Annotated in this window: 13 protein-coding genes and 1 pseudogene; 7 read left to right on the forward strand and 7 right to left on the reverse strand. The window is 72.9% G+C overall.

All coding sequences use genetic code 11. The features are described from left to right. Positions 1–226 precede the first annotated feature (226 nt). Together ACBJ32_RS07025 and ACBJ32_RS07030 are read left to right on the forward strand one after the other, a co-directional pair. A complete protein-coding gene (locus ACBJ32_RS07025) occupies positions 227–1,423 on the forward strand; it encodes an ROK family transcriptional regulator (protein ID WP_357884309.1) in 1,197 nt (398 codons plus the stop codon). A 79-nt stretch (positions 1,424–1,502) separates the two neighbouring features. Further along, positions 1,503–1,829, forward strand: coding sequence for a hypothetical protein (locus ACBJ32_RS07030; protein WP_375126020.1), 327 nt, complete (start codon positions 1,503–1,505; stop codon positions 1,827–1,829). 32 nt (positions 1,830–1,861) lie between these two features. Here the strand turns inward: ACBJ32_RS07030 and ACBJ32_RS07035 are convergent, their stop codons facing one another. From ACBJ32_RS07035 to ACBJ32_RS07055, 5 genes are all read right to left on the reverse strand, one after another. Further along, positions 1,862–2,350 carry an Lrp/AsnC family transcriptional regulator gene (locus ACBJ32_RS07035; protein ID WP_357884303.1) on the reverse strand — a complete coding sequence of 163 codons (489 nt, stop codon included), beginning with the start codon at positions 2,348–2,350 and terminating at the stop codon, positions 1,862–1,864. A gap of 24 nt (positions 2,351–2,374) precedes the next feature. Next, positions 2,375–2,968, reverse strand: coding sequence for an ATP/GTP-binding protein (locus tag ACBJ32_RS07040; protein WP_357884301.1), 594 nt, complete (start codon positions 2,966–2,968; stop codon positions 2,375–2,377). A 257-nt stretch (positions 2,969–3,225) separates the two neighbouring features. Then, positions 3,226–4,092 (reverse strand): terpene synthase family protein, encoded by an 867-nt coding sequence (locus ACBJ32_RS07045; RefSeq protein WP_375126021.1) that lies wholly within the window; start codon positions 4,090–4,092, stop codon positions 3,226–3,228. Between the two features lie 122 nt (positions 4,093–4,214). Continuing rightward, positions 4,215–7,097: an AAA family ATPase gene (locus ACBJ32_RS07050; protein WP_375126022.1), complete on the reverse strand. Its 2,883-nt coding sequence runs from the start codon at positions 7,095–7,097 to the stop codon at positions 4,215–4,217. A gap of 91 nt (positions 7,098–7,188) precedes the next feature. Beyond that, positions 7,189–7,947, reverse strand: a complete 759-nt coding sequence (locus ACBJ32_RS07055; RefSeq protein WP_375126023.1) for a protein phosphatase 2C domain-containing protein — start codon at positions 7,945–7,947, stop codon at positions 7,189–7,191. Positions 7,948–7,988: 41 nt separating this feature from the next. Here ACBJ32_RS07055 and ACBJ32_RS07060 point away from each other — a divergent pair, with 41 nt between their 5' ends. Further along, on the forward strand, positions 7,989–8,390 hold the full coding sequence (locus ACBJ32_RS07060; protein WP_375126024.1) for an HD domain-containing protein: 402 nt from the start codon (positions 7,989–7,991) through the stop codon (positions 8,388–8,390). A gap of 525 nt (positions 8,391–8,915) precedes the next feature. Further along, positions 8,916–9,185 (forward strand): hypothetical protein, encoded by a 270-nt coding sequence (locus ACBJ32_RS07065; RefSeq protein ID WP_375126025.1) that lies wholly within the window; start codon positions 8,916–8,918, stop codon positions 9,183–9,185. On the opposite strand, the pseudogene ACBJ32_RS07070 reads toward ACBJ32_RS07065, so the two are convergent. Further along, a pseudogene (locus ACBJ32_RS07070) lies at positions 9,130–9,687 on the reverse strand (hypothetical protein); the annotation flags it as partial. The gene ACBJ32_RS07065 and the pseudogene ACBJ32_RS07070 overlap by 56 nt on opposite strands. A gap of 56 nt (positions 9,688–9,743) precedes the next feature. Here ACBJ32_RS07070 and ACBJ32_RS07075 point away from each other — a divergent pair. Together ACBJ32_RS07075 and ACBJ32_RS07080 are read left to right on the forward strand one after the other, a co-directional pair. After that, positions 9,744–10,007, forward strand: coding sequence for a hypothetical protein (locus ACBJ32_RS07075; RefSeq protein WP_375126026.1), 264 nt, complete (start codon positions 9,744–9,746; stop codon positions 10,005–10,007). A gap of 27 nt (positions 10,008–10,034) precedes the next feature. After that, positions 10,035–10,235 carry a hypothetical protein gene (locus tag ACBJ32_RS07080; RefSeq protein WP_375126027.1) on the forward strand — a complete coding sequence of 67 codons (201 nt, stop codon included), beginning with the start codon at positions 10,035–10,037 and terminating at the stop codon, positions 10,233–10,235. Between the two features lie 159 nt (positions 10,236–10,394). Here the strand turns inward: ACBJ32_RS07080 and ACBJ32_RS07085 are convergent, their stop codons facing one another. After that, positions 10,395–11,504, reverse strand: a complete 1,110-nt coding sequence (locus tag ACBJ32_RS07085) for a M24 family metallopeptidase (RefSeq protein WP_375126028.1) — start codon at positions 11,502–11,504, stop codon at positions 10,395–10,397. A gap of 158 nt (positions 11,505–11,662) precedes the next feature. Between ACBJ32_RS07085 and ACBJ32_RS07090 the strand changes: the two genes are divergently transcribed. Next, positions 11,663–12,868, forward strand: coding sequence for a SpoIIE family protein phosphatase (locus ACBJ32_RS07090; protein WP_357884289.1), 1,206 nt, complete (start codon positions 11,663–11,665; stop codon positions 12,866–12,868). The last annotated feature ends 20 nt before the right edge of the window (positions 12,869–12,888 follow it).

A 12,888-nucleotide genomic window follows, 5' to 3' on the forward strand; every position in this document is an offset into this window, starting at 1 on the left:
TCGGTTTGACGAGTTGCCGCCTGACCATTAATGTGGTTAATGGGACACTCCGGGCCATTCTGCTTGTTGTTACGACAAACGACGACATTAGCATGCCTGTAGAGGCACTCTCATCACTTTCCCGCTTCCCTCGCCGGGTCACGTCTCGGTGTCACCTCTTGACCGTCACCTTCAGACGTCATATAAGTTAGTAAACTTTACTAACTCTGGCTGGCGGGAGGCTGCGGTGAGCGATCCGGTTCCTGGGACCCCCAGTCTGCTACGCGCCATCAATGATCGCGCCGCCCTGCGCGTCCTGCTAGAGCGGGGCCCGCTGACGCGCCCCCAGATCGGCACGCTCACCGGGCTGTCCAAGCCCACGGCCTCGCAGCTGCTGTCGCGGCTGCAGCAGGCCGGCCTGGTGGTGCTGGACGGCATCAGGGAGGGCCTGCCCGGCCGCACCGCGGAGGTCTACCGGATCAACCCGGCCGCGGCGTACGTGGGCGCGCTCGACGTCACCCCGCACCGCATCGAGGCCAGGGTGGCCGACATCACCGGCACCATCGTGGGCGAGCACACCCTGCCCACCCCGCGCCGCCCCCACGGCGAGCTCGCCGACCGGCTCAACACCGCCCTGCTAGGCGCGCGGCCGCCCGGCAAGCTGCGCCGCGTCGTCATCGGCGTGCAGGCCGCGATCGACCCGTCCACCGGCAGGCTCGGGTACGCCGCCGCGAAGGACGTGCCCGGCTGGCACATCCCCGACCTGGTCCCGACGCTCAGCGCCGCGCTCGGCGTGCCCGTGGACGTGGAGAACAACGTCAACCTGGTCGCCGTCGCCGAGCAGGCGCACGGCGCGGCCCGCGGCCACCGCGACTTCGTGCTGCTGTGGGCCGACGCGGGCATCGGCTCGGCCATCGTGCTGGGCGGGCGCGTGCACCGCGGCGCCACCGGCGGGGCCGGCGAGGTGGGCTACATGCCCGCGCCCGGCGCGCCGACGGCCCGCGAGTCCGGCCGCTACGCCGACCACGGCTACCAGGCGCTGACGGGCGGGCAGGCGGTGCTGAAGCTGCTGCGCTCGTACGGCGTGCGCGGCACCGACTTCCGCCACGCCGTCGCGGCCGCCGTGCGCGCGGCGGCGGGCACCGGCCAGAAGGCCGAGGACGCCAGGGCAGGCCTGCGGGACGTCGCCGCCCGCCTGGCCGTGGGGATGGCCGCCATCACGGCGGTCGTCGATCCGGAGCTCATCGTGCTGACCGGCGGCGCCGTGCTGCCGGGCGGCGAGATGCTGCGCGAGCTGGTCGAGCACGAGCTGCACGCGCTGACCATCCCCCGGCCGCCCGTCCGGCTGTCCACCGTCGAGGGCAACCCGGTCCTGGCCGGCGCCCTCGATCTCGCCCTCGCCACCGCGCGCGAGGAGGTGTTCGGCTCGACCGTTCCGTCATGACCGGGGGCGGTGCTCTCTTGCAGCAGCCCCCTCACATGACGGATTCGCCGGGGTAAAGTGCCGCGAATGACCTGGCTTGATGAGCGCCGAGGACGCGCGGCGGGACTGGAAGATGCTCTGCGACATCCTCCTGGACGAGGCGGAGCTGGCGCCGGACTGGTGGGACGGGCACCTGATCCCGTTCGCGGCGGCCAACGACGGCGGCAACCTGTTCATCGACACCCGCACCGGCAGGACCGGCGAGTACTACAACGAGACCGGCCTGGACCGCCGCCCCGAGGTGGTGTGGCCGTCGTATCTCGCGCTGCTGGAGGACACCGCCCGCGCCCTGGAGACCGGCAGGCCGATCAGGGGCTGGCGGCCCGCGGTCAGGCAGGGCCGCCTGGACTGGCGAACGACTCGCTGACCGCGGTCAGGCGGGGCCGCCTGGACCGGCGGTCAGGCAGGGGCGTCCGGGCTGGTGGCGGGCTCGCCGGCCGCGTCGGGCTCGACGTCGGGGGCGCGGTGCTCGTACGGGGTGCTCAGCACGACCGTGGTACGGGTCGAGACGTTGGCCGAGGCCCTGATCTGCTGCAGGAGGTCCTCCAGCGCGGCCGGTGAGGCCACCCGCACCTTGAGGATGTAGCTCTCGTCGCCGGCCACGCTGTGGCAGGCCTCGATGGCGGCCAGGTGAGCCAGCCGCTCGGGCGCGTCGTCGGGCGCCGCGGGGTCGATCGGCTTGATCGACACGAACGCGGTCAGCGGCAGCCCCACCGCGTCGTGGTCGATGATCGCGGCGTAGCCGCGTACCACGCCGCGCTTCTCCAGGCGGCGTACGCGCTGGTGCACCGCCGAGACGGAGAGCCCCGTCTCCCTGGCCAGGTCGGTGAAGCTCATGCGCCCGTCGCGGGCCAGCAGCGTGACGATTCGGCGGTCGATCTCCTCCATCGCATCAAAGGTAGCCGGTCATGGTCACGACATGGTCCCGACCGGGGAGGCTCCCCTGCGCATCGCGTGCTCGACCAGGGTGATGAGCACCTCCCTGCCGGAGTCGCGGCGGCGGGCGTCGCAGCGCACGATGGGGATGTCCGGCTCCAGGCCGATCGCCGAGCGCACCTCGCCGACGGTGAAGGGCGAGACGCCGTCGAAGCAGTTCAGCGCCACGATGAACGGCTGGCCGCGCTTCTCGAAGTAGTCGACGGACGGGAAGCAGTCGTCCAGGCGGCGGGTGTCGGCCAGCACGACGGCGCCCAGCGCGCCCATGGCAAGCTCGTCCCACACGAAGAAGAACCGCTCCTGGCCCGGGGTGCCGAACAGGTAGAGCATGTAGTCGTTGCGGATCGTGATGCGCCCGAAGTCCATGGCGACGGTCGTGGTGAGCTTGCGCTCGACGCCCGACAGGTCGTCGATGTGGGTGCCCGCCTGGGTGAGCGCCTCCTCGGTGCGAAGAGGCCTGGTCTCGGACACGGCGCCGACCATCGTGGTCTTGCCCGCGCCGAATCCTCCGGCGACCAAGATCTTGATCGCCGTCGGCAGCCGCCAACGGTCTGAGCGACCGAATTCCATCCAGCACCGCCCGTACATATCCCGCGCATGCGCGACCCCGCCCCTGAGGTGCCGGTCAGTGGTACCTGTCAAGGTTCGCCTGAGAGGGTCGATCCACATGCCTGGCATCGAGACACCCTAGCAACGCCACATTTTCCACTCAAGCCGCAATAATTTACAAGAAACAAAATGTCACGGTTTGTCGTCCCAAGCCACGTTTTTCGCGAATCTAACAGGGTTGGTGTCAAGTTTGTCTGTCATGGAATCAGACGCGTCCTTTACACGGCCCGCTGATAGTCCGTAATCCCGGTGACGCCGGCCTGGAAGCCGAGCTGTCTTCGCAGGTAGGAGGCCGTGCGCGGGCTGTGCTCGCACACCGGCCCGATCAGGTGCTCGGCCTCGCGCGCCAGGCCCGCGATCGCGGCCGCCACCTCGGCGCCGTCCACGCCCAGCGCGAGCGCGTTGAGGTCGCCCCAGCTCAGGTCCCTGCGGTAGGAGGCGACGTCGCCGAGCAGGTGCAGGTACCGCTGGACCTGCCGGCTGACGGCCCGCAGGTCCTCCAGGTGGGCCCTGGCCCAGTCGTCGGCGGTGTAGATCCAGTGCGACAGGTCGACGAAGCAGGAGCCGCGGCTGTCGGCGTTGTCGACGTACCGGGCCAGCGTGGGCACGGTGTGGGTGTCGCGCCACACCCAGGTCCTGGCCATGCCCGCCAGCATCCGGGCGAGCTGGTCGCGCCAGATGCCCTGCAGGTCGTCGAAGTCGGCGACGGTGGCCAGCTCGTCGCGCAGGTCGGCCAGGAACCGGGTGACCGCCGAGCGCGGCACCGCCCCCTCCGCGACCGACAGGCACTCCCGCGTCAGGCGGTTCACCTGCTCGCGGGAGGTCACGGCGCGGCCGACGAGCCGGTCCACCGCCGTCACCCATAGGGCGGCCCTGTTGACGGCCTTCAGCCGGTCCGCGCGGGCCCAGGGGGCGCTGAAGGCCGTGGCCAGGGTGAGCGAGCTGAAGAAGTCGGCGCCGAAGGCCGCATCGGGAAACAGGTCGGCGTACATCTGGGCGCACCGCCGCAGGTCCCTGCCGCACTCCGCGGCCAGCGCGCACGTCCTGCCGAGCTCGAACGCCACGTCCAGCTCGTCGTCCCGCATCCTAGGGCCGCTCGATCGGCTCGCGGACCATGGGCGACGTCCCCCCATACCCGGAGATACACCAATGGAGTCATTGTTTCATGATCATGATCTGCCGATCAAGGCATCAGCCGGGTGGCCGATCAGCCTGCTTCGCCCGCCGGGAACGATACCTCCGGGCCGTACGCGGCGAGCCTGGCGGCCAGCGCCACCCGGGAGCCGATGCCGAGCTTCGTGTAGATCTTGCCGATGTGGTACTCGACGGTCTTGACGCTGATGAGCAGCTCCCTGGCGATCTGCCGGTTCGTCAGGCCTCCGGCGACCAGCGTGGCCGTGCTGAGCTCCTGCGGCGTCAAGCCTAGCCTGACGGTCGCGGGCGGCTCCAGGCCGCACGCCTCCAGCTCCTGGGCGCAGCGCTCGGCCAGCGGGCGAGCGCCCAGCCGGTCGAAGATCGCGCGTGCCGCCCCGAGCCGCTCGGCCGCCGCCCTGCGCCTGCCGGTGCGGCGCAGCAGCCTGCCCAGATCCAGCAGCGTCCGCGCCTCCTCCAGCGGGCACCCGCACGCCTCGACCAGTCCGAGCGCCCGCCCGAACGCCTCCTCGGCCCTGGTTGGAACGTTCCTGGCGGCCAGGAGCAGCCCTGCGAGCCTGATCCGCTCGGCCTGCCTGCGCCGCCCGCCGCCCGGCCCGTCCCGGTCGTACGCGTCCAGCGCCCGCTCGGCCTCCTCCAGCCGCCCATCGGCGACCAGCGCCTCGATGCGCGCGGGCCGCGGGTCCGGCACCAGGCCGCCGGCACCCGCGCACAGCCGCACGGCCGGAAGATCGCCCGCGCCCGGCTGCGGGGCCGGGACGTCGCCCGCGCCGAGCAGTGCCATGGCCAGGTCCGCCTGGTGCTCCCCCGCCGCGTGCCGCATCCTGCGGGCGGCCGCCCCGGCGGCGGTGGCGTGGGCGAGGGCCCGTTCGTGCTCGCCCCTGGCGGCCAGCGGCGCCACGCAGGCGGCCTCCAGCCACGGCAGCAGCCAGCGCTGCCCCAGGGCGGACGCCTCGGCCAGGGCGGCCTCCGCATGGGCCACGGCCTCGTCCCAGCGCGCCAGGCCGTGCTCGGCGACGGACAGCAGCGCGGTGGCCAGCAGCCGGTGGTGCGGCAGCCCCGCCGCGCCCGCGGCGGTCACGGCCCGCTTCAGCACGGCGCACGCCTGGCCCGCCTCGTCGCGTGCCAGGTGCGCCACGGCCTCGGCGAGGCTGCCGGGTGGCGCGCCGGCGCCGGGTGCCCCTCCCAGCGCCAGCACGTCGTACGGCCTGGCGACCGGCCCCGCGATGGGCTGCTCGATCGACAGGCGGGCCCAGCCCGCCGCCTCCGCGCGGTTCCCCGTGACCAGGTGCAGCCAGGACAGCTGCTCCGCCACGTCGGCGGCGAAGGCGGGCTCCGCGTGCGGCCACGCCTCCGCCAGCAGCTCGGACGCCTCGTCGAAGCGCCCGGCGGCCAGCGCGAGGCGGCCCAGCACGTACCGGCGCACCGGTCGCGGGTCGGCGTTGCGCACGGCGGCGAGCTCAGCCGCACGGATCACGTCGCCCCCGATGAGGACGTGTTCCAGAACGGCCGTGCGCAGCTCGTCGCGGCGCGCCGGCGACTCCGAGAGACCGGCGGCCAGATCCAGGTGGGCGGCGGCCTCCTGCCACAGCCCGTGTTGTGCGGCCTTGGCAGCGAACCTCGCCAGCTCCTCCGCCAGCGCCTCGTCCGGCCCGTCCGCCGCCGCGGCCCGGTGCCGCAGCGCCGCGCCGTCGTCGTCGGCCAGCCGGGCGGCGGCCAGGTGCAGCCGCGCCCGCGCGCCCGCGCCGATCCCGTCGTAGGCGGCGGCCCTGGCCAGCGGCTCGGGGAAGTCGATCAGGCGGCCGGGCAGCTCCCGCAGCAGCCCGGCCGTGACGGCCTCCTCCAGCGTGTTCAGCGGCTCGTCGATCCCGGTGGCCACGGCCGCCGCCACGTGCAGCGGGCAGCTCCCGCCCAGCACGGCGCAGGCCGCGATCAGCCGCCGGGTGGCGGGGGCGCAGGCGTGCAGGCGGCGGGCGAAGGGGCGCCGGTAGGTCTCCGGCGCCGGCAGCCGCACGCCGGGGTCGGCGAGGGCCGCGGGGGTCAGGACGGCCAGCAGGGCGCGGGCGTGCAGCGGGTTGCCCCGCGTGTGCTCCCGCAACCGCCGCGCCGCCGAGGTCACCCCCTGCCGCCACTCCTCCAGCCGCCGCACGTCGGGCCGCCGCACGTCGGGCCGAAGGACGTCCGGTGCGAGCACGTCCGGTGGAAGAACGTCCGGCCAAGACGCATCCGGCCGCAGCCCGTTCCAGCGCAGCGCCGCCAGTGCTCCCCTCGCCGCGTCCGCCGGGGACCCGTACGCGCCGCGTTCCCGGCGGGCGGCCGTCAGCGCGGGATCGGTGGCCAGCTCGGCCAGGTCGCCCGTGCTCAGCCCGTCGAGCGTGATGAGCAGCGTGCCGTCACCGGCGAGCAGCCGCCTCAGGCCGTCCGGCAGCCAGGGGTCGGCCAGATCGCGGCAGGCGACCAGGAGGAGCACGCGCCCCGCCCGCACGTGCCGCAACACGTAGCTCAGGGCCCGCAGCGACGCCCTGTCCACCCACTGCGCGTCATCGACGACCACCGCCAGCGTCCCCAGCGCCGACAGCCGGGCGAGCAGGTCGCACACGGCCTGCCCCGCCACGCAGGGATCCGCCTCGTCCGCCGCACCGGTCCCGTCGCCCGCCGCGCCGGACCCGCCGCCCGCAGGCTCGTCCGTCCCGAGATCCAGCAGGGCCGCCTCGTCCATGAGCTGCCGCACGACGCCGAGCCGGAGCTCCCGCTCGCTCTCCTCGCCGCTGACGGCCAGCACCCGCACGCCCGCCTCCCCGTCGAGCGCGTGGTGGATGAGCGCGGTCTTGCCGATGCCCTCGGGCCCCTCGACCACCGCTCTCCTGGCGGATCCGCCGCCTGCCGCGCGCAGCTCCGCGCGCAGTGAGGCGAGCTCCGCCGTCCTGCCGACGAACATGCGCCCTCCCTCCGCCGCCCTCGAAATCCCAGAGCGGCGCAGGCCGCGCCTGATACACCTCAGCGAGCGCCTCGGCCCGGCATCGGGCGATTCACCGCAGCAGCCGGCCCCAGGCGGCCGTGGCGTCGTCGTGCCGCTTGCCCCGTACCGGCCCCCGGGCCGCCTCCAGCTCCCGCACGGCCCCGATCACCGCTTCTGGGCCGCGGCCCGCCAGCAGGGAGAGCACGGCCTCCCAGCTCCACCCGTACCAGTCGCACAGCCGCGTCACCCCGTCGGTGAACACCCCGACGCCGGACACCTCCCCGGCGTCCACCTCGCCGGTCACGCTCTGCCTGGCCGCCTCGGGCCTGGCGCCCGCCACCCAGAACCCGCCGGGCGCGTTCCGCATCCGCCGCACCAGCTCCAGGCTGTACGGCCGCCCGCCCGGCAGCCGCTCCAGCCGGTCGTCGCCGACCACCCGGGCCGCTCCGCCCGGCCCGGAGAACACCACCGCCGAGTCCCCCAGCACCAGGTACTCCACCCGCCCGCCGGCGCGCACCACGGCCACCGTCGCCGACGGCGAGTCGGGATTGCCGAGGTCGCAGGCGCCCGAGTGGGCGGCTGCCGTCTCCTCGATGGCCGACTCCAGGACGTCCGCCAGCGGCGCCCCGTCACCGGCTGCCAGCCGGGCGGCCAGCGCTCCCCCGAGCCGTCCCACCAGCCATGCGACGTCGTGCACGCAGCCGCTGTCCACCCCGGCCGCGGCCGTGGCCCCGTCGAGGACGACGATCCAGGAGGGGCCGGCGATCACCAGGTCCTCGTTCGGCCGCCGCGAGCCGGGCCTGGTGGCGTACGTGATCTCCGCGAACATGACAGCGACTGTGTCACAGCCGCACGCCCTATCGTGGCAGCGTGTCCCCTCTCAAGCGCGCGCTGGCCGACCCGCCCCTGCGCCGCCTGCCCGGCGCGGCCGACGCGCTGCTGCGCTCCCTGGACGCGCCGCCGCGCCTGGCGGCCCACCTGCGCGCGGTCCACGACGTGGCCGCCGGCGTCCTGGGCCGGCTGGCCGACCGCCATCCGGCGGTGGAGGTGGACGCGGAGGCCGTCCTGTACGGCGCCGCCACCCACGACATCGGCAAGGTCCTGCACCCGCAGGAGCTGTCGGGCCCGGGCCCGGCGCACGAGCCGGCCGGCCACCGGCTCCTGCTGGCCCACGGCGTGCCGGAACGCCTGGCCCGCTTCGCCCGCACCCACGGCTGTCGCCACAGCGACGTCGGTCCCTTGCCGCCGCCCTTGCCGTACGCCGCGACGTAGGGGCCCTCGTGCCATTCGCCGTGGCGGAACCCTGCGACGCGGCCGCGGTGCTGGGGATGCTCAGGCTGGGCGACGCGGACGCCGCCGAGCTCGAACCAGCGGTGCCGCAGCACCGCCAGCTCGGGGAACATGGCGCCGCACAGCATCAGGTCCCGCCTGATGAGCCGCTGCTGCCGCGTGATCCTCGGGTCGGTGAACCTCGTGGAGATCCGCCAGGACAGCTCGTCACCGTGGGCAGTGCCGGGCGGCTTTCACTGGCTGGTCACGGACGCCAAGCCAGCCGTTGAGCCGATGCCTGCCGTTGGAGCGCTGGGTCTACGGCCGGCTCCGGACGAGAAGGGGGCGTGGATGGCGGCCTTGTCGTTGGCCTCTACCTTCGACGCGCCTTGGGCAGCAACCACTCACCCTATCGACACTGCCACTCTATGTAGTTGAATAACTACTCTGAGTTATGAAGAGCTGATCGATGCGTGCCGCTGGACTACACGAGCCGGCGCCGCATCCCGCGAGAAGGAGTGCCCAACCATGGACCTCAACCTCCCTGCTCGTCTACTCGCCACAGCCGCAATCGGTGTCGCCGTCCTGACGGCTGCCGCCCCAGCATCGGCCGCCCCTGCCGTCCAGCAGAGGGAGGTCTATTGGTACACCGTCAACAGCAACTACTTCACCTGGGCGCAGTGCGCACTGGACGGCCACGGATACGTCAGCAGGGGCGAGGCCACGGACTGGAAGTGCGAGCTCAACGGCACCTGGCATCCCGGCCAGACCTACACCCTGTCCATCGTAGGAGCCTGACCTGGCGCCAGCCATAAGAATCGATGCCACTCAGGCGTTCGCCCTGGTCGGGCGGGCATACCCGACCAGAGCGAGCGCCCAGGCGGCACCGGACCCGCCGAAGGAACAGACACACATCGGCGCGGGATTCAAATGATGCACCCGTGCACGCCGGATGCTGCTCACGTACTCGAACGACACGACACCGAGACGGCGGGTCGAGCGTCTGCGCATGCATCCATTGACGCTTGGAGCGGGTGCCGAGCTTCTTCTGGCCCTGGATCATCCGCCAGCGCGGCGACCCGCTCCGGTAGGCGATCAGCGCCGGACGACTGGACACCGACCGGTGGCGGAACCCTGCTCGTACAGCCGTGCCCCTCCACTCGGAGAACCGGACGCCGATCCCGAGCCCCTGACAGTCCGGCAGAACCACCAGCCGGTACTCCATCTTCAGGTTCCGCGTCGCGGGGTGCTGGAAGTGGCGGTAGGCCACGAACGCGACCGGCTCGCCGTCGATGAACCCGGCGAACCTGAATAGGCACCTCGGGCGAACCGATTACTTCAGGAGGCCATTCCCCCATGCGCACCCATCGCCCTGTCCGCCTGCTTGCCGCAACGATGATCAGCTCCGCCACGCTGGCGTTGAGCGCCACGCCGGCATCCGCCGCCGCCCACCACCTGAGCGGCAGGCAGGCGCTCGCAGCTCCTAACCCCGTGTGCCTGGACGCCACCAACAACCGCGCCAACGGCACCAACCCGCACCTGTACCGGTGCGCCAACCACCCCAACCAGCAGTGGGTCATCCACAACGGCCAGATCAAGGTCGAAGACACCCTGTCCTGACATCCGCCCCAACCGCGGGAGGCTTGCATGGCATCTCATCTCAGGGCCACCGCCGCCGCTCTCGCCGTCACTGCAATGACCGCCGTGCTGCTCGGTACCGCCGGCCCCGCACAGGCGGCCACCGGACAGGTTGTGTACGGCGACCCGTTCTGCCTCGCTCCGGGCCTGACCATCCACCCCGGGTACGGCGCGCACGTCATGCCCGGCTCCGGCTCGTTCAGCGCCTGACGCAACGCCGCGCCGCCCGGCCGTCGCCGACACGATGGCCGGGCGGCAGCGTTCTCCCTGGCTTGCCGGAGCCACTTAGCCTCGGGCTTTCGCGGTGAATTTCGCGAGGGTTGATCGACTACACACCCCAATGAGCGTCGCACGTGGCCCACTTTCCGCCTAAATGATCACCAGCTCGCGCGGCGTGTCGTTCATCCGCTCGCCGCCGCTCTCGGCGCACACCACGATGTCCTCGATCCTGGCGCCGTGGCGGCCCGGCAGGTAGATGCCCGGCTCCACCGAGAACGCGAACCCGGGCTCCAGCGGCTCGCCGTTGCCGGAGACGATGTACGGCTCCTCGTGCGTCTCGATGCCGATGCCGTGCCCGGTGCGGTGGACGAAGTACTCGCCGTAGCCGGCCTCGGCGATGATCTCGCGGGCGGCCGCGTCGATCGACTCGCACGACACCCCCGGCCGCACCGCCGCGCAGGCCGCCTCCTGCGCCCGCCGCAGCACCTCGTAGTACGCGGCGAACTCGGCCGGCGGCTCCCCCACGCTGTACGTGCGCGTGGAGTCGGAGCAGTAGCCGTTGTGGAGCTGCCCGCCGATGTCCACCACGACCGGCTCGCCCGCCTGGATGACCCGGTCGGACACGTCGTGGTGGGGGCTGGCGCCGTTGGGCCCGGAGGCGACGATCACGAAGTCGACCGTCTGGTGCCCGGAGGCCAGGATCGCCTCGGCGATGTCCCTGGCCACCTCGCGCTCGGTGCGCCCGGCCCGCAGCAGCTCCGGCACCTGCCGGTGCACGGCGTCGATGGCCTGCCCGGCCTCGCGCAGCGCCGCCGTCTCCGCGGGCGACTTGCGCATCCGCAGCTCCCGCAGCACGCTGCCGGCCAGCACCTGCTCGGTCTCCGGCAGCACCTCGCGGAAGCGCAGCGACGACATGGCCCACATCCGGTCGGCCAGCCCCACCGTGGCCACCCGGCCCAGCCGCGCCGCCGCGATCGCGTACGGGTCGTCGGTCTCGTCCCACGCCACGAACTCCAGCCCCAGCCGGGAGGCGGGCGAGGCCTGCGCGGCGGGCAGCTCCAGGCGGGGCACCATCATGTACGCCTCGCCGGACGCGGGCACCACGAGGCACGTCAGCCGCTCCAGCGGCTTGGCGTCGTAGCCGCTGACGTAACGCAGGTCGGGGCCGGGCGTGAGCAGCAGGGCGTCGAGGCCGGCCTTGGCGGTGGCCTCCTGGACGGCGGCGAGACGGGACACGGGATACAGGTCTGAGGACGTCACAGGCACAATCTACTCCGGGTCGCCCCGCCGAAAATCCGCTCCTAAAATCCACGGAAAGGTCTCACCACGCACCAAGCTTCCCCTACACACCGTTCACGATCGATCACATAGTGTGGGGCCAATTGTCGGATTCCAACCCCGCGTCGAGAGTGAGACACATGGTCGACGTCATAGGCGCGGCCGAGCTGCTCGGGCACGAGAGCGACGCCGAGATGCTCGCCGTACGGCTGGCGCACGCCCAGCGGCTCGGCAACATGGGCTGGGCCGAATGGCACCTGCACACGGGGGAGACGATCTGGTCGGAGCAGGTGTACGTGATCTTCGGCCGCGACCCGGACGAGGGCCCCATCGCCCTGCCCGACCTGGCCGAGCACGTCGAGCCCGGCGACGTGGCCACGCTCGACCGCCTGCTGTGGTCGGTCATGCAGGGCGTCGAGCCGGTGCAGGCCGAGTTCCGCATCCGCCGCGGCGTCGGCTCCAGCGACCTGCGCGACCTGCGCGTCGTGCTGGAGCCGCTGGCCGGGCCGGGCGGCACGATCGGCATGCACGGCGTCATCCAGGACATCACCGGCCGCCGCCGCGCCGAGCGCATGGTCTCGGAGTCGCGCCGCCAGCTGCTGGAGGCCCGGGAGCGTGCCGCCGAGGACCGCCACGTCATGCTCGCGCTGCGCGAGGCGATCCTGCCCGAGCCTGACGGCTGCCTCGACCTGCCGCAGACCAGGATCGCGGTCCGGTACGTACCGGCCGAGAAGACCGCGAACCTGGGCGGCGACTGGTTCGAGGCGGCGCCCGCACCCGACGGCCGCCAGCTCCTGGCCATCGGGGACGTCTCAGGCCACGGGCTGCCCGCGATCTCCCGCATGGCCCAGCTCCGCCACGCCCTCGTCGGCCTGGCCATGACGGGGCAGGCCGCCAACCGGCTGCTCGACTGGCTGAACGAGCTCGTCCTGCACCAGCTCAAGGACACCACCGCCACCGCGATCATCGGCCACTTCGACCCGCAGACCCGGGTGTTCGCCTGGGGCCAGGCGGGGAACCTGGCGCCCATCCTGGTGCGCGAGGGCGCGGCCAGCCAGCTTCCGCAGCCCAGGGGCGTGCTGCTGGGGGCCGCGACCGGCAGCCCGTACGAGCTGGCCACCACCCGGCTGCAGCCGGGCGACCTGCTGCTGATGTTCACCGACGGGCTGGTCGAGCGGCGCACCCGTGACATCGACGTCGGCCTCGACCTGGCCATGGCGGCCGCGCGCAAGCTGGAGGGCCACGACCTGGACGCGGGGCTCGACCGCCTGCTCGCCGACATCGGCGGCCCCAACCCGGAGGACGACGCCTGCCTGCTGGCGGTGGGCGTGCTGGGGCCGGAGTGACGGGAGCCCGCGTCCCGGGG

The organism is Nonomuraea sp. GTA35 (assembly GCF_041950525.1).
Classification (GTDB): Bacteria; Actinomycetota; Actinomycetes; order Streptosporangiales; family Streptosporangiaceae; genus Nonomuraea.